The following is a 23642-nucleotide window of genomic DNA, read 5'->3' as shown; positions in this document are numbered from 1 at the left end:
GTCGCGAGGGTGTCAATGTCGGTCGTCACAACCCGTACATCGACACCCTCGCCCCAGGTCTCCAGGTGCCTACCCCTTGGACTTACTCATCTAGCGCGCTAGTCGGTCCGCGGGGTGAGGTCAACGATGTGGACGCCCGCGACTGGCCGGACTGGTCCACGGTGCCACCGCACCCAGATCGGAACGCCACCCGCTCGATGTGCGAACTGCAACTTCTCCGCACTCCACCCCTTGTTCGTCGAGTCGATCTCGACCACCAGGTCGGGCAAGCCTGGTCGCTCGATGACCAGATCGACAATCCCCGACAGCGAGCCACTTTCCCGTATGACCGGTACAAACACCTCGCGGTGGCAGATCCAGCGGTGCCCAGCACGCCTGCTCGCACATGCCCACCGCACGATGAGCTCGGTTAGCTCAGCAGTCCCCGCGGCCACACCTCCTTCGCTAACAGCCTTAGCGACTGCCTGTGCCCGATCGCGCAGACGCTTGCCAAGGCTCGCTGCAGTTGTCGAGCCATCGACGGGACTGGGAGCCTCCATGCCGGCGATGTGGCGGATACCGGCAATCCAGAACTCCTTGTCCGTCAAGCCGATGTGCGCGACAGAGCGTGGTTCATCGCTTAGCGTCGAGAGCATCGCCAAGGCGTCTTCGACTTGCTCGCTCGCTCGCCGCATGAACCAGCTGAATGAGCGGCAATCGCCTTGTCTCACCTTCACTAGGGCCTCTTCCCCGCTACACCACCACTTCGAGCGCCACTCGCGGTACAGCACGGGTGGCAGTGCGGCTGAAGCTTGCGCGGCAAGCCTTGTGAACAGGAGCTCGGCCTGTAGTTCTGACACGAGGAAGGCTGTGGAGCCGTCAACGCCGGTGCGGATGTACGGGCTGCTTAGCTGCGACCAAGCCACTTTCTCGCAAGCGTGACACCTGCGCTCAGGCCGCGCTTCATACGCCGTCACGATCAGTTGATGGCCACACCGAAACGTTGTATCCCGCCAGTGGCCTGTGCACTGATGGCACGCGGCAAGGTCACCGCTCTTCCAACGGTCTGGGCGCACTCGATCAGCCACGGGCTCGCGCCACTCATGACCATCCTGGCAAGCCCACCAGACGTCGAGGACGCTCGTGGCTGGCGTGCCTGTTGACGTTCTCTTCCCGTTCTTCGTCGGATGCCACGTAGCGGCTACGGACGGGAACAACGCAGCCAACGACTGTGCCGGTCTGGAGCCCACAACTCGGACAGTACGCCGAAGGCGGTCCAGCGGACGGTCGTCGCTCGTTCCTCGGCGTTCGGCGTAAGCATGGCGCTGCTACCAGCGAACACAGGGAACCGAGCACCAACGGACCCATCATGCGCAAGGTCAGGCACTGACGTCATCGTCAGCCGCCGAAGCGGTGATCGGATCACACGGGGACCTGAGCTGAGGCGAAGCTCCAGCCGCGGCCGGGCTTGGCACCAATGTCGGTGCCTCCTGCCATTGTGGGCGCATGTGGGTACCTGTAGATGATGTAGCTGGGTGCAAGACCTCGTTGAGGCTGGACCATGATGGCTACTTCTGTGCTCTGCTGGCTTGTAGACCACGCTCAAGCTCCCGTCAGGATTCCTGGGAATACCGCAACTATGAGGAAGCGCTTGAGCTGCTGCTTGAGCGGCTACGGCGTATGCAGGCAGTGGTCGAGTGGGTAGCTGCTCGTGCGCGTCGAGGTCCTCAGTCACAACATGGGGCCAACAACCTGAAGAACGGTCCCATACCCTTGGCGACCGTAAAATCGATAAGCGACCTCCGCCGCGAGATTCTTACCCTTGATGACTTGAATGACTATCCTGTGCCGAAGCGGAGAATGGTTGAATTCGGGCCTATCCGTGAGTACGTAGAGCTATGTTTCTCCGTGCCTGGGTTCGGGGCTTCGGACATCGACCTCCTGGCTGCAAAGTTGAGTGTGCCGTCACTGCGGGAACCCGTGTGTGACGACATCTCGATTTCCCTCAATGGGCCCGCCTCCTTTGACGGGGAACTTGAGGGTGAGGCGTGGGTGCATGTCAGGCGCGAGCAAGTCAAGTTGCGAAAAATTCTGACAGGCGACGGCGAAAGTGCCTGCTGTGCAATATGTGGCGACCGGTATCCGTTGGAGCTTCTCGTTGCCGCGCACATCAAGAAGCGTTCATTGTGTAGTGAAGAGGAACGTCGCGACCTCTTCAACGTGGCCATGCTTGCCTGCGTCCTAGGCTGTGACGCCCTTTACGAAGCTGGCTGGATTACCGTTAGTGGTGCCGGATACATTCAAACTGCTGATTCCTTGGAGCCTTCCGCGCTAAAGAGTCGTCTCATCGCCTTGGAAGGCAAGCGATGCACGGCACACTCTGCAGGTTCGGAGCAGTATTTCGCCTGGCACCGCTCGACGGTCTTTCGGGCATAGAGGACGTATGTCTCGCCGCGCTGACTGAGCATCAGTAGGCACGAGCGCGATGAGGCAGCGCCAAGATCCAGGTTCGCAAGGCTAGTGCATTTGGGTGAGTTGCTGGCGTGGGCGCTTGTGACAGATGAAAGCAACGGGTAGTTAACGATCATTGCCTAACTCAATTCCGGTCAGAACACTACGGGGGTGAGCGTGAGTCAAGCGCCCGACGGGAACCAATTTTCGCCTCGCATGAAAGGCGGTCAAGTCGCCAGCCGTATCGAAACTCAAGATTCGGTTGCCTTGATAGTCGCGATTGAAGCTATCGGTGGTCGATTGGCTGATGCTCCCTACGATGTCGTTGAGCGAGTCGGCAGGGTCTCGTTCGAGAAAGTGGATGACATCGAGGTTCGATGGGATCACGGTGTTATCGTCGTAAGTGTCAAGGATAAATCTCTCGGTCTTTCAGATCTGAAGGCTGAACTTGTACGGTTTGCGGCCCTTGGCATGTCTTCGAGCTACATGTACGCAGCCTTTAGAATCGAGGCTCCATCTCTGTCGGGCTCAGGGGCGCGCACGTTTGCAGACGATCTAGAACGGTTACATTCGGTTGCTGCGTCCGGTATCATCAGCGAATGGATCCAATGCCGGAACGACTTTGATTCTGTTTACGGCATCAGTGCCAAGGTTGCCGCCAATACAGTACTCTCTGTGCGGGACCTGCGTCGTGATGCGGCGACAACTAGGGCGATTTTTGCTAGTACGTTCCGATCTGTCTTTCCTGTTCAAAACTTCAGTGACGTGGCTCTTGTTTCGCTATTCGATGAGTATACGTCTTCGCACATGGCAAAATCGCGTCGTCGCCGCCGAACCGTCCTGCTCCGCGAGCTGCAGGACGCGATCTTGCTTCCTCTGCTTCCTGTGGACTTCATTGCGTCATCGTCGAGCTATCTTCGGACTCCGATAGGCTACGTGCTTGATCCAAGAAGGCAGGTAGCGAATGCGCGGGACTACTCACTGAAGCGTGCAGCATATAAGAATATCCTTCGCCGCTGGTGGAAACATACTTGGAAGATGACTCTCGCCGACTTCCTCTACCGCGGGCCAATTAGGTGTCCAATGTGCAACCATGCTGTGGTGCGTGCAATGATCGGTACTAGGGGGTTTGTCTGCTCTGGGTGTGGGTATCAGCCATTTCTGACAGTGCTATACGCGTGTGACTGCCGTAGTGCAGTTCCTCTAGTTCGCCAGCCCTCGACGGATGGGTTGGCGGTGTTCACTGAGCTAGTTTCGGAGATTCGGCGGGAGCCTCGTACGTGCGACAACTGCAATCGGAGAATCTTGCCGGAGAACATGTTTGGACGCATCTTTGGTTTTTCGGCACCATGGCCGGTTGAGAGCTTCAGTCAGAAGATGCTGATTGATTTCAGAATATCGATTGGCTGGAATGGTTTCCAGTTCAGAGTGCCCGGAGAGACCCCCTTGACCCTGCTTAACAAGGGCGCTTGGGACCCTGCAGACCCTGACGCGTTCAATCCAAGCGTGCAATAGAGCGGGTGGGTACTCGAGGTTCCTTCGGACGGAGAGACGGTCCCCAGGGTCGACAAGTGATCATGTGGCGGCCACGGTATAAGGAGGTTAAGCATGTGCGGAAGTCGTATCAGCTATGCCTCCGACTGGCCGCGAAGCGGCCAGGTAGTCGTCGCCGGCCCAGCGGTACGGAGCAATGGTGACCGGTTGTCCGAACGTCGGTGCATGCACCATTTTCCCTGCGCCGATGTAGAGACCGACGTGGTGAACGTTGCTTGGTGTGCCGTAGAGGACCAGATCTCCAGGTACCAGCGGCTGCCCGTTAGGGACTAGTGGTCCGGCCTGGTATTGGGCTTGGGTGTGGCGGGGGAGCTTGATTCCTGCTGCGGCGTACGCAGCAGTGGTCAGACCGGAGCAGTCCCATCCGGATTCGCCGTTGCCGCCCCAGACGTACGGGTCGCCGAGCTGGTCGCAGGCAAACCGAATGGCGATGGCTACAGCTGGGTTGGGCGCCTGGACGTTGTTGCAGTCGCCCGTACCGACCATGGCGACGCGGTACTTGCGCGCTTGTTCGAGGACGTCGTTCACGTACCAGTCTGCGTTGTTGTAAGCGAAGATCGCTTTACGGAGATCCTTGGGGGCACCCGAGTCACACAGGTAGTAGGCCGCGGCGTAGACGGCGTCGTGCTTGTTCCAGGGTGACGGCGGGTGACTACCACCTGGGGGAAGCGGGTGCCTGGCTGCGACAGTGTCGAAGGTTGGTTGAAGGAACTGCATGGGGCCGCGCGCTCCTGCGACGTTCTCTGTTCCGTCGGCGACTCCGGTCAGGGAGCTGCGGCCATGGTTGCTCTCGATCTTGCCGATGGCGGCGAGGATCGACCAGTCGAGTCCAGGACATGCCTGTGTTGCTGCTTGGTAAAGGGCGAGGTAGTCGCTGGGGATGTCGGTGAGTGCTTCCTGGCTGGGTTGGTTGCCACTGTTGCCGAATAGAGCGCCGACGACGGCGTAGCCGGCGCCGCCAACGGCAACGGGGATGGCGATCACTGCAGCGAGGGTGGCGGCGATGACGATCTTCACGTTGTCACCTCGGAGAGCAGTTCGCTGAAAGTGGGGGTGGAAGGGGGTTCGGTGCCGCAAGTTCTGTGAGTGAGTGGCGTGGCGAGAACGCATCCGACGACGGTGTTGCTGCGGGCGGGATGGCGTGTGGCCAGAGCTGAGCGAGATCCAGAAGCCGTAGTCGGCCGAGGCGCTGCGATGTTGTTCCGGAGACCGGCAGCCACCTGGCGACTGCCGGGTTGTTCTCGCCTGCCACGCCAGAAACGTCTGCAGCGCTTGTGGCTACTGGCACCAGCGCGGGGCGGTCCAGTTCGGACAGTGCGAGTGCGAGCGCCGTGCGGGCGGAGGTCTCACGGCGGTTGGTGGGCAGCCACACCAGGACTGGTGTGGTGATTCCCGTTGTGGTGGCGAGCTTGGCGTAGTCGTGAAGCTTGCGTGCGAGCTTGCCAAGTTCCTCTGTGCCGAAATCGAACTCGAGGAAGAACTCGATCTGCTGGCCGTCTTCGCGCCAGCGGCCGTAAGCGTCGGGGCGGACCATGTCGCCGAACAGGCGCTTGCAGCGCAGCTCGGACCACCATGCCGTGAGCCGCCCGCGTGCACCTGGCCGGCGACTGAGGGCGATCAGCTTCGTGAAGAAGCTGTTCGTGCCCACGGTGTGTGCCAAGCGCAGGGAGTGGGCGATCCCTATGGCGTCCTCGTGTCGGTAGCGCAGTTTCCTGGGGTCGATGCCGTCTTCGTAGGCCAGCGCGACTGAACCGGCGATGTCGAGCACGTAGTGCATCGGCGCGGTGCCGGAGGTAACGAACGGCTGGAACCTGTCCACCACCCGCCACTTGTAGAGATCCAAGAGTCGGTGGTTGGCTGAGCGCGTGCTTGGGTAGCAGAGCTCGACGATCTGCTGGGTGGTTAGGACCTTGTGCTCGGCCAGCATCCGTGCGAGCCATCGGTCGCGAAGGGTGAGCCGACTCGCGAGCTGGGCGTGATGCTGTCCGGTGGTGGCTGCGCGTGGCGTGGGCCGCTGAGGCATGTGTCCGCGGAGTGCTCGCTGCGGAGTTTGATTCGAGATCATGAGTAGGAAATTCCGTTCAATTAGGGGACTTATGTCTGGGAGTTGGTGGGGGCGGTTGTGTGGCGCGGCGGGCGCTTTTTGTAATCCGGTGGTGCGGGTAAGAAAGTTGCTCCATACTGCTCTGTGTGGGAGAACAGCAGCCGATGCCGCCTGAATGGGACGACCTGCGTGACGACTCGCCAAGGCCTGACGAATGGAGTCTTCAGGCCCCCGAGTTCGGTCCGCGGGTACGTGAGTGGCCGGACATCCTTGATGACGCCTACCGGCGTCCTGACGAGGACGGGCGAGGTGAGCCCAGAGGCTATGACACGGCCGACATGCAGCAGCTCCGCGGTCTAATCATGGTCCAGGCGGCTGAAACTGAAGCCGTACTCGGCCGCATTCTGTGTGTGCTGGATCCGCAGGAAAATCCTGGAAGGATGATGGCTGGCGCGCTGCTGAAGAAGATCTGGGACAAGCTTTGTGACCGTGACAAGGTTGCTTTCCAATCGCATGTGCGCCAGATTCGCAAGGCGCAAGCGAGGCGCAATCATGCTGTCCATAACAGGGTTGACACCGGCTACAGCTGGGTTAATTACGCCGGTGGCGGTGGTGAATGGGTTCCTGTGATCACCACGATGGGGGTGGAAGCCTGCGACGAGCAGGAGTTGAGTCACGATCTGGCGCTGCAGCAGACGTCAACCGTCGTCGCGATCAAGATGCTTCATGCGCTGTCGTGCTCCGAGCACGATCCGGCCGACGAGTGCCCTCGTTGGTGGGGGTAGCAGGTGAGGGAGGCTGAATGAGTCGACCACCCAGATGCTTGAGCTGGCCCGCGCCCACGGCGGGGCCGTAAACGATGTGCCGTGCGCAGTAGGCCCAGGCTTTGGGCACGTCCTGGAGACCCAGTAGGCGGATCATGCTGTCCTGCGAGGATCCGCAGCGGTGTTCGTGAGGGTGGGTATGGCATCACCAGGATCGATGACTGGCGCGCGGGTGTTGATTCTCGCTGCCTGACGGATCTCCTTTGCCCGTCCGGGGATCGCGGGCCGCAGCTTCTCAGTAACCATGGTGAACGCGGGCGCTTCCTCTCCGCCCATGACCAGACGAACGGCAGCGTGGTAGACGCCGAGGTTGGACAGGTCGTGATCGGAGAGCCGTGGCGTGGTGTGGCGTGCGAGCCGCCTTGCGTCCTCTGGGCTGGCGTTGAAGAAAATCTTCGATCGGGCGTTGGTGCTGATGCCTTCTTCGAGCTCCTTCGGTAGCTGCCCGAGATACTGATGTGCCAGCGTCATGGACAGGCGGTAGCCACGAGCCTCGGCGAGCATGTCCTCCAACGGGTACGCGAGGTTCAGGAAGTTATGACACTCGTCGACGTACAAGCCGCAGTCACGGCGTAGGCGCTGTGGAACACGAGCGCGGCGACTGGCCGCCTGCCAGGTGCGAGCCACGACGATCGAGCCAACCAGTCGCGCGGTCTCCATGCCCAATGCATCGCGACCGATCCGGACAAGGCAGATACCGCCGGTGTTGAGCACGTCGTCCATGTCCACTGTGGATGCACCGCCAGCGATGGCGGCGCGGACGAAGGGTCGCAGCAGGAATCCGCGGACCTTGTTCATCAGCGGCGCGATCACTTGGGCTCGGCTGGCCTCCGACAGGTCGTCGTACCAGGACCAGAAGCCCTTAAGCACCTCATCGTTGATTTGGCCGCATGCCAGCTGCCGGAATGACGGCATGGTCAGCAGCTTGGGCAGATCGGTGAGCGTCGGTGTGCCTGGCATCGCGGTTAGCGTGAGCAGTCCGGCGCGCAAGATGTCATCGGTGCGTGGTCCCCACGAGGAGGCGTAGATCCGGGAGAAGATGCTGACGAGGTTGTCGACCGCGCGAGCCTTGTCCGTTCCCTCCAACGGGTTGAGGATCGGTGGGCGGGACTTGCTGTCGGCGTCGAACAGCACGACCTTGTGGCCGAGCTCCTGAGGTAGTCGCATCAGGATGTCCGAGACAAGGTCCCCCTTGGGGTCGACCACCACGACGCCGCGGCCTGCCTCGGCGTCGTCGAGGATCATTCGTGCCATCAGCTCGGACTTGCCGGAACCGGTGGCTCCGATGATGTGCACGTGGTGGCGTGCATCGGCGACGTGCAGGCCGATCGGGCGGGAGTGTCCGGAATCCGACAAGCCGAGTGGCTTGATGAGGTCACCGGTCGTGGCGATGCCGGGTGGGGGTGGCACGGCCTTAGCACCGGCTCGCTGCAGGCCTGGAGTGGCGTCGTCGGTCGGCAGGTGTGCGATCGCGGCGAGCTCCGGAATGGACAGTAGATCACCTTTGTTCAACCGGCGTTCCGCGAGCGTCGTGATGGGCTGGCGCAGCCTGACGCGGCGGTAGTAGTTGTGCTCGGAGTAGGCGGAGAACGCGGAGGCGATCGCGTGTCCGCGGCCCCGCAGCACTTCCCGCACGGCTTGGATCTCGCCAGGCGTCGTGTCGGCGGGCACGGTGGTGCCCACGGCGTAGCGGATGCGGGTTTCGAACTGGTTGGTGCGTAGCTTGTCCACGACCGCGCGGTCCTGGGCGGCGTACTCGAGGCTGGTCTGCCGGTCCAGCTGCGGGGTTCGCGTGCTGGTGGTGGGCCTGGCGGTTTTGCCGGGTGTGATGGCGTCGAGCAGCCGACCGATCAAGTTGGCTGAGCTGCCCGTGTGCACGTGGCGCGCTGCTCTGCGTGCTTTGGCCACCCGGTGCCCGGCGACCGGTCGTGCGAGGACCTGGACGCAGGCGCGCTCGTGTGGTCCGAGCCCGACAGGTGCGCCGAGTAGCGCCCGGAGCGGGTCGGCTGGGTGTTCGATGCGGATGGGCAGCGCCTCGGAACGCGCGAGCCGGAGCTCACCGCCGATCGCTATGACCTGGCGGGCCGCAGCGGCGCTAAGCGGGATCGGAGGCTTAGCTGGAGCCGTGCGGGTGTGTGCACCGGGCCACGCAGCTTCGATCGCGCGTTCGACCATGCCGGGTGGTACGAGACCAGGTACCCAGAATCGGATCTGGAGGCCGTCGTCGGTGAACGTCAGCTCGAACCCGAGGTGGGGCTGGCCGCTGAACCGGCGCAACCATCCCGGTCGAAGCAGGCCGACGAGGTTCGACCACACCGTGAGCGCGCCGGACGGGTCGACAGTCGGTGGTGCCAGCACCGTGATCACTCGGGCGTCAGCGGCCAGTTTGTCGTGGTAGCGGAGACGCCACTGTCGCCGGGCGATGGCGGCTGCCGCGACGGCGAGCGCGATGATCGGCCCGACGATCGGGCCCCAAGCAGTCGCGAGGTCACGCAGGTAGGCCAGGGCATTGCGGAACACGCCGAGAGGGTCGCGCAGGTAGTCGCCGACCGGTGAGCCGAGAACAGCCACGTGCAGCGCGTCCCGCTGTAGCTGGAGCAATGACAGCGGTGCGGCGATGATCGGATAAGACATCGGGAGCTCCCATCAACGATCGCGACGGATCGAGGCATGTGCAGGGCGTGTCGGGTCAAGCCGCTTCCTGCTGTTCGATCGGCGTTTGCACGTGGTCGGGCGTGCGAGGCTTGGTGGTGGGCCGGGTGTTGTCGACTGCCAGGCGCAGGTGTCGGCGAGCCGTGCGTTCTGCGTCGACTTCGGCCTGCCACTCGGAGAACCTGCGCCCAGCCAACCGTTTGAGGTAAGCGGGAATCTGATTTGCTGGGACGCCTACAAGTCGCGGGCCGAGGACTGCCAGCAGGTCGCTGGCTTCCTGCGACGCCCATCCGGCGCTGGCGATCGCTTGCGCGTCGGGGAACACGTCGGCCACGCGATCCACGCCGGGGTCCAGGGCAGCGTCTTGTGTTCCGCCATAGGAGTAGACCCACAGGAAGTTCGCGGGTGGGTTCGGCTCGACAAGACGACGGAACCTGTCGACTTCTTTGGTGTACGCGTAGAAGTTCACGTCCGGACGGGCGTGGCAGATCCGCAGCCAGGCCAGCAGGTAGGGATCGGAGAAGAAGTCACCGCTGTCGTGAATCCGGATCCATGCTCCGTGGAACTTCGCCGCGCTTAGCTCGGTGAGCATGGAGCTTTCCCAGCCAGCCAGGTCGTCCAGGACGAACGTGAGATTCGCCCGGTGCTTGGCTTGCACGACCGGCCATGTGTACGTGCCATGGCGGGCGTAGCACGCTTGCGCGCAGACTCCTGCGCTAGGACAAGTCTTGACGGCTCGGCCGTCGGCTAGGCGCACTGCCAAGGCGGGTAGTGACCAGTTCCATGCGCCGATCTTGCGCATCTCGCTGTTCTGGGTGAGCAGCCGTGTAGGTCGGTCAGCGTTCTGGGAGCCGGGCAGTGAAGCGGGCATGGGTGTCCCCTAAGAGGTGAGTCGGCGGTCGAGTTAGACGGTGCGGCGCAGGGACTAGGTCAGGCGGCGTCGAGTTCGATCTGGGAGGCATCGCCATCGTCGAAGGAGTCCGACTTTTCGTCGTCGGTGGCGAGCTCGACGAAGGAGTTCGTGATTCCTGAAGAGTTGTCGGAATATCCGGCGAGTTCTGCTGGGCTGTGCCGGAAGTTCCCTGAGTTTGTTCAGACAGTGCGTTGGCCCTGAGTGACGTTGCGCTGGCCAGAAGCAGCGGCCCAGGCTGCTGCGGGTGTTCGAAGGAACTTCAGGATTCCTGAAGACTTGTCGAGATTTGGGGCGTATCGTCACTGCTGGCCGACTCAGGGATGGGCCGCGGAGGTGCCCATGGCACTGGCGGTGGTGCGGTCGCTGGCCGCTCCACGACGACTTGATGATGTTCAGGACGCGCAGGACTTCGAGCAGGAGCTCGTGGACCAGTACTTGCTGGCCTCGGTTGGCGCGGGCTTGGGCGATAGCGCGGTGGGCAACGACCGCGCGGTGTTGTTCGAGTTCATCGGGTTCCTGGGGCGTCCGGTCTGGACCGCGCAGCCCGATGACGCGGATCGTTTCCTTGCTCACCAACGTGTTCACCTCGATCGTGCGCGAATCACTGTGCAGCACAAGGCCTGGGCCATCGGCCACTTCTTCGACTTCCTGATCGCCCGCTACCAGACCGACATCGAGCTGCTGACTGGACACGTCGTCACCCAGCCGATCGACGAGTACAACCGGCCCGCCAAGGCCGACTACGGACAGCCGCGCATCCCTCCCTCCGACGAGGAAGTCGAGGCACTGTTCGGCGCGTGGCGGGATTCCTTGCAGCACAAGCGGAAGTTCCTGATCGCGGCCCGCGACTACCTGGCGGCGTCGTTGTGGCGCCGGGCCGGCTTGCGGATCCGCGAGACCTACATGCTCGACATCCGCGACTGGCGGCGCGACCTGGGCGAGTTCGGCAAGCTGCATGTCCGGTTCGGCAAGGGCAGCCACGGTCGTGGCCCGAAGTCCCGGCTGGTGCCCGCGATCAACTCGGTGGCCGCCCTGCTGGACTGGTGGCTGGTCGATGTGCGGCACCAGTTCGGTGATGACTGGCAGGACCCGGATGCGCCGTTGCTGCCCAGCGAACGCGGCGACACCTTCACCGGCTGCTGCAGGCGGGCGTGCGACCAGTCGTTGCGCGACGGTTTGGCCGAGGCGACCCGGTTGTGGTTGCCGGGCTGGGTGGGCCGTCTGACGCCGCACACGCTTCGTCACTACTGCGCCTCGTCGTTGTACGGGCGCGGCATGGATCTCAAGGCGATCCAGGAGATCCTCGGGCACACGTGGCTGTCGACCACGACCCGCTACATCCACGTCCGGGACGAGCACATCGAGCACGCGTGGGCCAGGGCCAACCGCCGGGTGGCCGCCCGGCTGGGACAACAGGAGGGGTGAGCCGATGCGGTGGGAGCTGCGGATGGTGGCCGCGCAGCGGGGGATCTGGAAGTCCACCGAGATGCGCCGCCGCCTGGGTGAGGCAGGCTTGGAGATCAGTGCCGGCAAGATGTCGGCGCTGTGGACCGGCACGCCGACGTCGATCCGGCTCGACGACCTGGACGTGATCTGCGCGGTGTTGCAGTGCGACGCCGCCGACCTGCTTGTCTGCGAGCCCGAACAGGTCGCCGCGCGCAAGCCAGAGCCGCCTGAACCGGTGCCCGGTTCGGTGATCACGCCGAGGCTTGGGCGGCACCGGTCGGTGCCACCGGCGTGACCGGCCGCCCGCACCGCTGCGAGGTGTGCGGAGTACGCCCGCCCGCCATGGTCGGCGTGCCGTTCTGCTTCCAGTGCTGGCCCGGCGGGCCGGTCACTCCGCCACCGTGCCGCAAGTGCGGGTCCACACAGGACTACTACATGTCGGGGTTGTGCGCCCGGTGCCACACCCACGCGCCCGGTGAACGCTCGCCGGTGTGGCGCCAGCCCGGACCGCTCGTCCAGCCCCGTGTGGTGGTCGATGCCTGCCCGGACTGTCACGCCTGGGGTGTGACCCGCACCTACGGCTGGCTGTGTTCCGCATGCCGTTCCTGGCGGGAAACCCACCCCCAGGTGGGAGACTGCCGCACCTGCGGGCAGCATGTCGCCCTCAATGCTCAGGGCTCGTGCCGGTTGTGCCGCAAGACCCGCAGCCTGCTCGCTTACCGCCTGGGCTGTCGGCCTGCCGCCATCAGCCTCGCGGAGGCCAACCGGCACGGCCAGCAATTGTTTCTCGCCGGCTTGTGGCATCGCACCGGACACGGCCGTCGTCCCTACGCCCGCACCACGATCCCGCCGGACATGGCTCTCCTGCGTCCTGTCACCTACGCGCAGCTGGTGCTGTGGGAGTTGCCTCGCGACTTGAAGACCGGACTGCACAAGGGTTTCCCTCCACCACCGGATCCCGCCCGCATGGCGGCGTGGCACGCGTTCGTGCGCGAGTTCGCGGACACTCACGGCTGGGGCATCAACGTCACCGAGCAAGTGCACCGTGCGTTCCGCATGCTGCTGGGCATGCAGAACACTCCTGGCGCGGCGATCCGCGCGAGCGAGGTGCTGCCGTTGTCGGGCATTCGCCACCCGGTGCGGCCTGTTCTCGACGTGCTGGCCGCGGCCGGGATGCTCGCCGACGACCGGGTGCCTGCGGTGGTGCGCTGGTTCGACACCCAGATCGCCCTGCTGCCCGAACCGATGCGCCGCGAACTCGCCGTGTGGTTCGACGTCGCCCGCCACGGCAGCCCGACGCCGCCAAGGTTCACACCTCGGGACGACCGCACCGTGCGCGCTCAGCTGTCCTTCGCGATGCCAGCCCTGCGCACCTGGGCACACGCCCACGACTCGCTGCGCGAGATCGGCCGCGACGACGTCCGCGCGGTCCTGCCCGCCAGCGGCAGCCCACGCTCGACCACGCTGCAAGGCCTGCGGTCCATCTTCCGGATTCTCAAGGCCCGCAAACTGACCTTCATCAACCCCACCGCGCGCATCAGCGTGCCCACCCCGGACAAACCGGCCCCACCGGCGATCGACCTCACCGCCCTGCGAGAAGCACTCGACTCCGAGGACGCCACCCGAGCCGCACTCGCGGCACTGCTGGCCTTCCACGCCATCCGCATCCACCAGCTGTGCACGATGCATCTCACCGACGTGCACGACGGTCGGCTGTACATCGACGACCGTGTTATCCCGCTGGCGATTCCAGTCCGGCTGCGGCTGACCGCCTACCTGAACTACCGGCAACGACACTGGCCCGGCACGGCCAACCAGCACCTGTTCATCCACTACCGCAACGCCACCACGACCAGCCCGGTCACACCGTGGTGGATCCGTAAGCGCCTCGGCATGAGCGCCCAGTCCATCCGCCAGGACCGCATCCTCGACGAGGCGCACGCCAGCGGCGGCGATGTCCGCCTGATCTGTGACCTCTTTGGACTGTCGATCGCCGGCGCCTACCGCTACACCGCCACCGTCGACCACCCTGGCATCGCCGAGTACGCCCGAACAAGCATGCCCACCTGACCACACAACGGTTCCCGGCGCCGGCACCATCCCCAGGTTCCGCGAACTCCGGTACGCGTCTACCGTCATGACAGGTCCACCCACCCTGAGTTCGTTTCGGAATCCTGAAGAGTTGCGAGGAACTCCGGGGAAGTCGTGACCAGGTAGTGCTCGGCCGGCGACGCGATGGACTGGAACGCCACCCTTTGCGTTCCGGTCGACAAGAGGCCTTGGCCGCGGTCCGCGGAGAGCAAGAACTGGCGCTCACCCATGGACAGATCGAAGGTGCGGCAGATCTCGTCTATGGCTTGCGAGGCCTGCCGCAGCAGGATCTGCGTGGCCGCGTTCGCGACCACAGCCTTACCCAGATCCGAGCCGAGCACGTCGGCGGTGTCCTGCGTGGCGACCGTGAGACCAGCCCACTGCTTACGCGACGCCTTGGCCATCCTGAAGAGGAACTCGGCGCCCGCAGGTTCTTTCATCAACAGCCATGCCTCGTCGACCACGACCAGCCGCGGTTTGCGGATGGCAGGGTTGGAGACCTGCCGCCACACCGCGTCCAGCGTGAGCAGGGTGCCGATCGGCTTGAGCTCGTCGGCGAGATCCCGCAGCGAGAACACCACCAGATGTCCCTCAGGACGTGTCGACGTCGGCCCGGAGAAGAGGCCGGAGAACGCGCCCGCGACATACGGGTGCAGGCGCGCCGAAAGCTCGACGCCTGCCGGTTCTTCTCCCTGGACGAGAACCTCCGCGAGGTCTCGCAGCAGCGGTGCAGGGCGGGTCCAGGTCCGCGGATCCGAGGTGATCCCGGCGCGCTGGTAGGTCGCGGTGATCGCCCGGTCCAGTGCCGCGCGTTCGGGGGCGGCCAGTTCGCTGCCCAACAACACGGAGATCACGGTGTGCAGGAACAACGACCGGCGGATCAGCGCATCGCGGGGCGCGGTGCGGCGTCCGTCTGGGCGAGTGTGGATCGGCAGGTCCAGCGGGTTAAGCCGAACCTGCTCAGCGCCGAGGTGGACATAGGTTCCGCCGACTGCCGATGCGAGTCGGGCGTATTCGTCCTCGGGGTCGATGACGTGGATCTCGATGCCGCGGTACAGCGACCGCAGCAGCTCCAGCTTCACCAAGTACGACTTGCCAGCACCGGAGCGCCCGAGGATCACGGAGTTGTGGTTGTCCAACGCGAACCGGTCGTGGTGCACAAGCCCTTGGCTTCCGACGTTGAAGCCGTAGAGCACTCCGGTGGGCGCGGCGACGGAGGTCGGGTCCGGTGGCGGCAGGTCCGGTGAAGTGAAGGGGAACGCCGCGGACAATGCGCTGGTGTCGAAGGTGCGGCGCATGCCGACGAGGTCCAGGCCCATCGGCAGACTGGTAACCCAGCCCTGCAAGCTGCGGTATGTGGTCGGTTTGCAGTCCAGCAACAGAGACGCTGCCAGCGCACGTACGGCGGCGATCTCCTCGTTGAGGGCTTCCTCGGTCGGGGCGTGGACCGTGAGGTACAGGCCCATCCGGTACAGCTTGCCCTCGCCGCGGGCGACCCGTGCGGCCAAGTCGTAGGCGTCCTCAGTTGCCGCTTCGACCTGAGGGTCGAGCAGTCGTCCCTTCTCGCTCGTGTGCCGACGTCCGGACTCGAGTTTGGACAGCTGCTTCTTCAGGCGGTCGGCTGCGGTGACCGGGTCTATCGGCTCGATGTGCAGCGACACGTCCACACGGCCGGGATAGGTCAGCAGCGGCTGCAGCCATCCGTTGTGCACTTCACGCGGATAGCCGGTGACTGCGAACGACGAGACCCACTCGCCACCGACCTCCAGCGCGCGTGGGTGCACCGAGATGGCGTCCGGGGTAAACGCGCCCGCTCGCCCGAGCGGTGGCCGAGTAACCGAGCGCTTAGCTCGGCGCTTGTCCTTGGCCTTCATCAGCGGAACCTCCTTACTGCGCTGTCGTAGTCGTCGACTTCTTCGGAGGTGTCGTCGAAGTCGTTGCCCCAGCCGTCGTCTGCGTCGGAGGACTGCTCGTGAGAGGTGAGGACGGACGGGCCAAACGCGTTCTCGTCCCAGCCCTCGGCAGGAACAGTGGTGATGACCTCGTCCGACGCGGCCAGCCCAGCGCTTGGCGAAACCAGGCTGTCGGGGTTGCAGGCCGCGGCCAGCACCGCAGTGGCCTGCCCTGCATCGAGCGGTGTGACCGTGATGCCGGAGGGTGAGAGCAGCTCGACCGCCTCTCCGAGCCGACGCGCCAGCCGTGCTTCTGAGGCGCGCCGGGTGGCGTCGTCGACCAGACTGGCTTGCTTAGCGGCGCGGCGTCGGGCCGCCAGCGCTGCTAGCGGTGAGACACCCCCGAGCCCGTCTGCCGGGCCACCAGCGACCAGCGGCTCTCGCAGGATCAACAAGACTTGACGACGAAGCAGTTCGGTCGCGCGGCCGAGTTGGTCGAGGTACTCGGCGTGCTCGCGCGCCGCCTGCTCCAGCGCCGGATGTGGCAAGCCACCGGCTTGTTCGCGAAGCTCGGCGACCTGCCCGGACAGGTCCAGCCGTTCCGCGCGGATGAGCACCTGCACGGGTGCGGTGAGCGAATGCAGATACCGCCCGAAACTGGCCACCAAGGACTCCTGCTCCGCAGGCGTGCGGAGCCCGAAGTTGATCGTGGAGCACACCGCGACCACCGCGACGCCGTCCTTGCCGAGATCGATGACGCCGGTATCGGTGACCGCCTCCGCTGGCAGCCGCAACGCGGCCGGCGACACCACAGCTGTTGAGCTGTGAGGCGTGTTGGCATTGCCGTGGCCGCCTATGTTCGCTTGGTGGGCGAGCCACTCTGGCGCCGGATGGACACCTTCTGGTGCGGTGACCCGGTACCGCGGACTCACACGTTGCCGCAGTGCTGCCAACACCAGTCGGTCCATAGTGATGCCGTCGCGCTGACCGAGCGCGAGGAATGCGGCGGTCACTCCGATCGGGATGGCACCGATGAGGAACACTGTCAACGGAACGAAGCCTCGGGTGATCGTGTACGTCCCGTACAACACGACTCCGGTGACGGCGAGGATGAGCAGCTGCCGCGCGGTCAGCGAACCAATGACCCGGTCCTCGCGATCGACGTCGGCGGGAATCCTTACCGGAAAACTCATTTCCCGTCACCTCCTGGGGCGGGCTTGGGCGCACGGAACACCGGCGGCGGAACTGAGTGCGTCCGCCGGTAGGCGTCACCGATGCGAGGCTCTGGCTGTGCCTGCCGGAACACCGGTGCTGCAGGCGCGGATGCGGGCTTGGCAGGGCTTGAGGGCTGAGGCGGTGTCGGTCCGGCTGTTTGGAACCGCAGTTGCGGCGGTACTGACGCCACACGAATCGGGCGAGCCGGTGCCGGTGCAGGACCACGGTGACGAGGCCCGCCAGCAGCCTGGAATCGCGGTGCCGAACCGGGCCGCGGTTGCCGCGGCGAAGGACGGGCGATGGGGACGCTCGGCAGTGGGGCCGAGCTGAACTCAGGCTGGGTCGGGCCAAGGGGTGCGGGGATGACAGCGGGATCGTGGACGGTCTGCTGGGGTTGCGGTTGCAGGAACTTGGGGGCTTGCGACGGCACGGCCGAGCGGCGCGCAGCGCGAACGCGTTCCGCGTCGTAAGCCGCCTTCATGCGCTGAGCGACCATCTCCGGAGTGAGCTGCCCGCGCATGTGCATCGGGGCCGGTTGCCGGGGTGCGGAAGCGGGACGTGCGCTGCCGGACGAGGCAGCTGAGGCCACATGCCGTCCCGCGCCGTGTGCGCCGAGCAGGCCCATCGCTTTGCCGAACACGAACGCACGGGCCAGCCCACCGACAAACGAACGCCGTCCTCCAGATGGCTTGGCTTGATGTAGCACCCAGCCGGGGATCTTCACCAGGATCCACAGCAGGGCGATCAGCACGATGAGGTTGACAATCCCGTTCGGAGTCGCGGTGCCGAAGAAGGCGAACCCGCCGGGCTGCAGGAACACCTTGAGCGCGCAGATCAGGGTCAGACTCTGTCCGACCTGGATGCCGAGGACTCCGGCGCCGGTGCGCCAGAACCAGTACGCCACGCCCTCGGTCTGCGGCAGGCCGTGGCACATCAACGCCAGCGGCGCACCCCCGAGCAGGATCACCGTGAGCGCGACGCGTTCGACGTAACCGATCCCGAGCGCGACCAGCAGGATGGTCACCACCAGCGACAGGAACCCGGCGAACATGCCGCCGTCGACCACCGAGCGGGCCACCATCGCGACGAACAGCTCGGCCATCGCGCTGCCGGTTGTCTGCGGATCAAGGCTGTCGCCCAGCACGGCGACCGAGACCGCGTTGGCGAAACGGATCGCCTGGTCACCAAGAAACAAGCTGAGGTTGGCGGCGATGAACCCGATGACTATCCGCGGAGCGATCTCCCGAAACGAGGAGCGGGACTGCACACTCTCGTGCCCCATCAGCACGATCCCCGCGATCAGGACGAGCAGGGAGTACGCGGCGACGACGAGCAGGCGGGACTGCTCCCAGATCTCGCCGATGCGCGGCAACTGATCGAGCGTCGGCGTGGACAACAACGTGCTGCCGATCCACCGCAGCAGCATGTTCAGCGCCTCGCCGACCAGCTTGTTCACAAAGGCCGAGATGCCTTCCCCGACGCACGCACTCGGATTGGTGAAACCACACTCACCGCCTGAGACGGTTGGCGCGGTGCTCACCTGCGGGAGCGATGGGGGCGTCGGTGACGCAGTGGTCGGTTGCGGCAGACAGCCAGGAGGCCGGGGCTGGCCCGGCGGTGACGCCGCGCACGATGCAGTTGTGGTTGGGGTAGGGCTGGACGGCGTGGTGCTAGGTGTCGTGGGCTGAGCTGAAGCGGAGAGCTCGAACGCTCCGCCGAGCACGATCAGCAGACTGCCAAGCAGCATCCACCCCGCCCACCGGTGCGTACGGCTGGACCGCGTTTTGCTGATCGAGCACTTGGCCGTGGACGCATCCGGACCTACCGGTACCGGCTGCCGAGCGCCGCGTTGAGTGGGGTGGGTGCTGGTCATGATCAGGCCCCCACGATCCCTTTGAGGATCTCGACCACGAGCGGGGCCAGCGCAGCGCCGCCGTAGCCCCAGCAGGCCGACTTGAACGCGGTCTTTGACTTCTCCATCTCGCCGGGGTCACCCGAGCCGGCGATGCGGCGCACGAACGCGATCGACAGGAACACCGTGGCCAGGCCCGCGAGGATGCCCATGATCCAGTTGCGGATGTTCGTCAGAACTTCGTCCACGGACGCTGCCAGCGCCACCACATGCACGGTGTCCGCAGCCGCGGATGGCACGGTCCACACGAGCACCGTGAGCGCTGCGAGCGTCGTAGGCAGCAACAGCCGCAAGCGCCAAGAGATCGGATCAATGAGGCTGATTCGCCTAGCGGGTTCCTTGCTCGTCAGCTTGGCTGAGGCCGGCTTCGCTCCCGCTGGGTGTGAGCTTGTCGGGCCTGCTGAAGTGGGCTTGGACGTGGCGGGTGCGTGAGTGGTCAGGCGCATGGGGGCACCTCCGAAGGTCGGGCGGAGCGCGGGTGTGTCCCGCAGCCCTTAACTCCGGATTTCGCGTCCGTTTTGGACACACGACCCTGAACTTTCTGCTCGTCTTCATCGGTCCCGGCGGACACAGAGCGTGACGAAATCGGCAGGACTCGAACGGGTCTGACTGGACGAGACAGCGCGATCGCGGTGGCGACCTGGTCGGTGAGAGGATCAGCCGGATCGGACTCGGCTGCGCTGTCTCGCAGGTACGCGGCAAGGCGTAGCTCGGCGCGTTTGCGAGTCTTGTAAGCCGCCCACTCGCCGGTCTTGTGCTGCGCGGCCCACTCCGCGAGAGGCACCTGTTCCAGCCGGGTCGCGCCGATCAAGGCGGCCTCAGTCTGGGTCAGGACTCCCTCCGCGACCGCACGAGCGAGCACCAGATCCGGATGCCCCCACGGCGCCTGCGGCGGCGTGGATCGGAAGCCCGGCGCGACCGGGGTCGGACCCGAGAGGGCTTTGGTGAGCTCGTCGTAGCCGGACCTGTATGCGTCCCACCGCAGTCGCAGCATGATCCGCGGCGAACGCAGGTCAACGGTCGCCAACGCGGTCAGGAACCCCCGCAGCACCTCGGCGTGCACGTCGGCCGGATCGCTGGCGAAACGGTCAGTCAAGGTCGCTGCAACCGAGATGAGCGCGGGCAGTGCGACCCCGACCGCGGCGACGGTCCAGGTCGCTCCTTCAGTACGGGATCGCAGCACCAGGTGTGCCCATACCGCGTCGCGAGTCTCCTGCGGACAGTGACGCGCCAACAGCCGGTCACGGACCTCGTCCAGCGGGACGAGTCGATCAGGCAGACCCGCGAAGAGCCGGCCGTTCAGTGACACCGGATGAGGTCCGGTCACCAACCAGTTGAAGGCATCCCTTGCAATATCCAACGAGTTCACCGCAGCTTCGTCGCGACTGCGGTGAGGTGTTGAATCCTGAGGCATCTCATGGCTCCCAGCTCTTCGATGTGAAAGGCGACGAAGCTAGGAAGCCATGACCGATACCAGCGAAATACCACGGCGCTACTAGAGCGCAACCAGTGTGATACCAGGCGGATACTATTTGATCTTCTGCTCACCTCTTATACGGTCCACCGGTTGGGGCTTAAGCAAAGTCGAACCTTGATCGGCTCGGGTATGCCCTGAGCTGGACATTTGGTAGATCACTAGTAGTGCGCTGGTATGCGCTGGCATATGGCTGCTGGAAGTCGTGTGATCGCTGGAACTGCCCTCCTAAAAGATCTTGAGAATATTTTTTCTGGCTGCACTCGCGGGTGAGGTGTTGCGTTCTCTGGCATCGCTGGACAGACGTATGGGCGTGCGCCTCGGCAGTCCCGGCCGAAGCGGCAACCCCTGAACGCTGCCGGTAACCGTCGGTGGTCAGAAAGAAAAACAGGTGGGCCTGTCCAAAATGTGGCCGAAAAACGGAGTTAAGGGGTGTCAGGACGCCGGGGCACTTCATCCGTCGGAGGCACTAACGATGACACCAGCACACGGCAACAGCTCCTCAGAAGATGACTTCAAGCGCGGTGCTGCCGAGTTTCCGCCTGCCTTGCTACCGCGACTGCAGGCGCGGCGAACACTGCGCTCGCGCACCCGCTACCGCGCGGTGCCCCCTGGGCGTACAGCTCGGCCGAGCACCGTGTGGCTGTGCGCTCGGGACGACCGCAACGAGGGCACGGGCTTGCTCGCCAACTGGCTACTCGGCGCCGTCGTCAAGATCGTCACTACCTACACCAAGCCAGGCCAGCGAGTGCTACTGCTGGCTCCCGCCGCGTACCTGTCTTGTCCTGCGGGGCGGGTCTCACCACTGCGACGTAATCAAGCTCAGGCCGACCCTTATGTCGGCCTGCATGAAGCGAGCTGGACCGTAGTCCGACTAGGCCGCGGCGTTCAGGTCGCGACCGCAGTCGCAGACTCTGAACTCCTCACCGAGGCCGTCGCCGACAAGCCCGCCGGACCGCAAGACGGGCCTGGGCGGGACACCACGAGCGCGTCCGACGAACACGTGGTCGGACAGCCAACGGAACGGCTGCATGAACCTGACTCCATCACGACCGCACACGGTCCGGACCTCTACGACCTGATCATCGCCGCAGCCGGACCTCACACGCTGAGCTGGTTCCGACCCACGGATTGGGCGAACGTACTCACCCCGACCGGCACGCTTGCTGTCATCACCCACGGTGACAGCTCCGACAGTCGGTTCATCGACCCAGCGAGGCAACTGGTGCCCGCTGCGCGTCACGTCGGGCTGCAGTACCTCGATCGCATCGCGCTTCTGCGAGAACCCGTCAGCCCCGGACCGCTCTCGCCGGCTCGCTGCGTCGGGCGCGACCGTTCCCCGATCCTCCCGAGACGATCGACCGTCCCGGTCCGACACAGGAACGCGTACACGGATCTGTTGCTGTTCACGCATCAGCGCGCCTTAGCTCAGGTCGTCGACCGCGTGGAGGCCTCCGATGAATGACGGTCAGAGCCCTCTGTGGCGAACTCCGATCTCGGTCTGGGCAACTGGCCAGCGTGCTCTGCTCATGCAGCTCCGCGACAGCGACTGCGCTCCCGGTACCGAGACTGATTCCGACCTGATCCCGCCGACCGTCGCCCGTTACGCGATCGAGGCGTACACGCGCCCTGGCGACCTTGTTCTTGATCCTGATTGCGGCTCCGGGACCGCCCTGGCCGAGGCGTTGAGGACCGGCCGTCATGCAGTCGGACTGACCACCGACAGCCGATGGTGGGCGCTTGCCCGCGCCAACATCACCGCGGCCAGGGCAGCTGGCGCGTGGCGCGACGGCGGGGTTCTTGATGCACGGCCGAAGGTCCTCGCGAGCGCTCTCGCCGCCGGAATGATTGGGCAAGTCGGACTCGTTCTGACCGCACTGCGAGCCACATCCGACCGGGTCCACGACGCGACCTCCGCCACCACTGGTCTCGCTCGCACCATGCAGTACTGCGAGCCGTTGCTCCGCTCTGGCGGACACCTCGTCGTTGTCGCCCGTCCACGCAGGCACCCGGACGGCTCGCTGCTCGACCTCACCACTCCTCTGATCACTGCCGCGACCGCCGCAGGGTTGGCACCGGTCGAACGATGCATCGCGCTGACCGCAGAACTGTACGGCGCTCGACTGAGCACCCACGCGTCTTTCGCCGAACGCCGCGCCGCGGACCACGCCCGCGCGGCCGGGACACCTACGGCACTCACGGCGCACCTCGAGGTGCTCGTCTTCCAACTCGCCCACGACGCCGAGCTGGCCTCTGCAACCGCCATGCCACCGCCGGTCAAGGACAACGTCCTGCACACCCCGGTCGACCGTGCCGAGCAGTCCGGTAGGAGGCGAGCTGCATGACAACGCGTCTGCATTGCCCTGAGTGCGACTGGCACCCCAAGTTCCTACGTGAGCGAAGCGCACTGCGCGCCGCAGCTGGCCACCACTGCACCAGCACACCGCTAGCTGAGACTTGTCCACCGTGGTGGTCACGGCTGTGGACAGGTCTCGTTGGCCAATCGGCCGCCAGCGAGCCAGTCATCGAGGAAAGCTCGACCAGTCGTGGCGACCGCATCCAGTGGGCCGCCCTTAGGGCACACCATGCCGAGACGACTCGACGAGCCCGCGCCGCAATGGTCGACCTTGTGCGCGCCGGCTACCAGATCGGACCGCCGCCCTACGGCTATCGCGCGCTAAGGATCCGCGTCATCCAGCTGACCGGGCACAGCAAACTGCGCGCGGTCCTCGTTCCCGAATGGCACACCGCTGCGGTCGTCAGGCAGATCTTCGTCTGGCGTGCCGATGACGGTCTGCCGTTCGAGGTCATCGCCGAACGACTCAACAGCGACCTGCGTCAGTACCCGCCCCCGACACCCAACGGCCGGTGGACGGCCAGGGCGGTTGCGCGGATCGTCACCAACATCAAGTACACCGGCCGCCAGGTCTGGGCTCGCACCGCAGCGGGCCGTCCCGTGCCGGTGGAGCAGTGGGTCATGTCAGTGCCGATGGTGCACGAGCCGCTCATCGACGAGCGCACTTTCCGTCAAGCCCAGCCCAAGCAGGTGGAAGCGGGAGGTGGTCATGTCAGTGCCGCGTAACCACCTCTCCGGACGTCTCTGTGCACGTTCCGGCCTCGCGTCGGTGAACGGGCTTGGCGCCGTTGAGCGGGGCGTGTCTCAGCTTGGAGAGCGGTCGGTTCACTGCGCTGTGT

19 protein-coding genes and 1 pseudogene are annotated in these 23642 nt (G+C 64.9%); 9 read left to right on the top strand and 11 right to left on the bottom strand.

The window, feature by feature from the left end; genetic code table 11:
* Window positions 1–98: 98 nt before the first annotated feature.
* Both ABZV40_RS18485 and ABZV40_RS18480 read right to left on the bottom strand, forming a co-directional pair.
* Window positions 99–770: a hypothetical protein gene (locus ABZV40_RS18485; protein ID WP_355442424.1), complete on the bottom strand. Its 672-nt coding sequence runs from the start codon at window positions 768–770 to the stop codon at window positions 99–101.
* Between the two features lie 246 nt (window positions 771–1016).
* Window positions 1017–1229: pseudogene (locus ABZV40_RS18480) on the bottom strand (zinc-ribbon domain-containing protein); the annotation flags it as partial.
* Window positions 1230–1809: 580 nt separating this feature from the next.
* Between ABZV40_RS18480 and ABZV40_RS18475 the strand changes: the two are divergent.
* Both ABZV40_RS18475 and ABZV40_RS18470 read left to right on the top strand, forming a co-directional pair.
* Window positions 1810–2415 (top strand): HNH endonuclease, encoded by a 606-nt coding sequence (locus tag ABZV40_RS18475; RefSeq protein ID WP_355442405.1) that lies wholly within the window; start codon window positions 1810–1812, stop codon window positions 2413–2415.
* 231 nt (window positions 2416–2646) lie between these two features.
* On the top strand, window positions 2647–3945 hold the full coding sequence (locus ABZV40_RS18470; protein ID WP_355442402.1) for a hypothetical protein: 1299 nt from the start codon (window positions 2647–2649) through the stop codon (window positions 3943–3945).
* Between the two features lie 87 nt (window positions 3946–4032).
* On the opposite strand, the gene ABZV40_RS18465 is transcribed toward ABZV40_RS18470, so the two are convergent.
* Both ABZV40_RS18465 and ABZV40_RS18460 read right to left on the bottom strand, forming a co-directional pair.
* Window positions 4033–5001: a bifunctional lytic transglycosylase/C40 family peptidase gene (locus ABZV40_RS18465; protein WP_355442399.1), complete on the bottom strand. Its 969-nt coding sequence runs from the start codon at window positions 4999–5001 to the stop codon at window positions 4033–4035.
* A 4-nt stretch (window positions 5002–5005) separates the two neighbouring features.
* Window positions 5006–5911: a replication-relaxation family protein gene (locus ABZV40_RS18460; protein WP_355442395.1), complete on the bottom strand. Its 906-nt coding sequence runs from the start codon at window positions 5909–5911 to the stop codon at window positions 5006–5008.
* A 263-nt stretch (window positions 5912–6174) separates the two neighbouring features.
* On the opposite strand from ABZV40_RS18460, the gene ABZV40_RS18455 reads away from it, so the two are divergent.
* Window positions 6175–6813: a hypothetical protein gene (locus ABZV40_RS18455; protein WP_355442392.1), complete on the top strand. Its 639-nt coding sequence runs from the start codon at window positions 6175–6177 to the stop codon at window positions 6811–6813.
* 132 nt (window positions 6814–6945) lie between these two features.
* On the opposite strand, the gene ABZV40_RS18450 is transcribed toward ABZV40_RS18455, so the two are convergent.
* Window positions 6946–9486: a type IV secretion system DNA-binding domain-containing protein gene (locus ABZV40_RS18450; protein WP_355442390.1), complete on the bottom strand. Its 2541-nt coding sequence runs from the start codon at window positions 9484–9486 to the stop codon at window positions 6946–6948.
* 55 nt (window positions 9487–9541) lie between these two features.
* Window positions 9542–10375 (bottom strand): hypothetical protein, encoded by an 834-nt coding sequence (locus tag ABZV40_RS18445; RefSeq protein WP_355442388.1) that lies wholly within the window; start codon window positions 10373–10375, stop codon window positions 9542–9544.
* 381 nt (window positions 10376–10756) lie between these two features.
* On the opposite strand from ABZV40_RS18445, the gene ABZV40_RS18440 reads away from it, so the two are divergent.
* Genes ABZV40_RS18440 through ABZV40_RS18430 form a run of 3 tightly spaced genes read left to right on the top strand, consistent with a single transcriptional unit; the run spans window position 10757 to window position 13933 of the window.
* Entirely contained in the window at window positions 10757–11842 is a 1086-nt protein-coding gene (locus ABZV40_RS18440) for a tyrosine-type recombinase/integrase (protein ID WP_355442386.1), read from the top strand.
* A 4-nt stretch (window positions 11843–11846) separates the two neighbouring features.
* Window positions 11847–12158 (top strand): helix-turn-helix transcriptional regulator, encoded by a 312-nt coding sequence (locus tag ABZV40_RS18435; RefSeq protein ID WP_355442383.1) that lies wholly within the window; start codon window positions 11847–11849, stop codon window positions 12156–12158.
* On the top strand, window positions 12155–13933 hold the full coding sequence (locus ABZV40_RS18430; protein ID WP_355442380.1) for a hypothetical protein: 1779 nt from the start codon (window positions 12155–12157) through the stop codon (window positions 13931–13933). The genes ABZV40_RS18435 and ABZV40_RS18430 overlap by 4 nt, the downstream gene beginning before the upstream one ends.
* A gap of 65 nt (window positions 13934–13998) precedes the next feature.
* Here the strand turns inward: ABZV40_RS18430 and ABZV40_RS18425 are convergent, their stop codons facing one another.
* The 5 genes from ABZV40_RS18425 to ABZV40_RS18405 form a co-directional block, all read right to left on the bottom strand.
* Window positions 13999–15828 carry a DUF87 domain-containing protein gene (locus ABZV40_RS18425; protein ID WP_355442377.1) on the bottom strand — a complete coding sequence of 610 codons (1830 nt, stop codon included), beginning with the start codon at window positions 15826–15828 and terminating at the stop codon, window positions 13999–14001.
* Entirely contained in the window at window positions 15828–17039 is a 1212-nt protein-coding gene (locus ABZV40_RS18420) for a PrgI family protein (RefSeq protein WP_355442375.1), read from the bottom strand. Before ABZV40_RS18420 ends, ABZV40_RS18425 begins: the two co-directional genes overlap by 1 nt.
* Window positions 17036–18601: a hypothetical protein gene (locus ABZV40_RS18415; RefSeq protein WP_355442372.1), complete on the bottom strand. Its 1566-nt coding sequence runs from the start codon at window positions 18599–18601 to the stop codon at window positions 17036–17038. Before ABZV40_RS18415 ends, ABZV40_RS18420 begins: the two co-directional genes overlap by 4 nt.
* A gap of 335 nt (window positions 18602–18936) precedes the next feature.
* A complete protein-coding gene (locus tag ABZV40_RS18410; protein WP_355442421.1) occupies window positions 18937–19260 on the bottom strand; it encodes a hypothetical protein in 324 nt (107 codons plus the stop codon).
* A gap of 149 nt (window positions 19261–19409) precedes the next feature.
* A complete protein-coding gene (locus ABZV40_RS18405) occupies window positions 19410–20342 on the bottom strand; it encodes a hypothetical protein (RefSeq protein ID WP_355442369.1) in 933 nt (310 codons plus the stop codon).
* A gap of 784 nt (window positions 20343–21126) precedes the next feature.
* On the opposite strand from ABZV40_RS18405, the gene ABZV40_RS18400 reads away from it, so the two are divergent.
* The 3 genes from ABZV40_RS18400 (at window position 21127) to ABZV40_RS18390 (ending at window position 23529) form a co-directional block, all read left to right on the top strand.
* Window positions 21127–21912 (top strand): hypothetical protein, encoded by a 786-nt coding sequence (locus ABZV40_RS18400; protein ID WP_355442366.1) that lies wholly within the window; start codon window positions 21127–21129, stop codon window positions 21910–21912.
* A gap of 64 nt (window positions 21913–21976) precedes the next feature.
* Entirely contained in the window at window positions 21977–22792 is an 816-nt protein-coding gene (locus ABZV40_RS18395; RefSeq protein ID WP_355442364.1) for a DNA methyltransferase, read from the top strand.
* A 272-nt stretch (window positions 22793–23064) separates the two neighbouring features.
* Window positions 23065–23529, top strand: a complete 465-nt coding sequence (locus ABZV40_RS18390) for a recombinase family protein (RefSeq protein WP_355442360.1) — start codon at window positions 23065–23067, stop codon at window positions 23527–23529.
* Window positions 23530–23642 lie beyond the last annotated feature (113 nt).

The organism is Lentzea sp. NPDC004782 (genome assembly GCF_040609115.1).
In the GTDB taxonomy this organism is placed as follows: Bacteria; Actinomycetota; Actinomycetes; order Mycobacteriales; family Pseudonocardiaceae; genus Lentzea.
The sequence above is the reverse complement of the archived record's forward strand: the minus strand, read 5'-3'. Positions and strand labels throughout refer to the sequence as shown.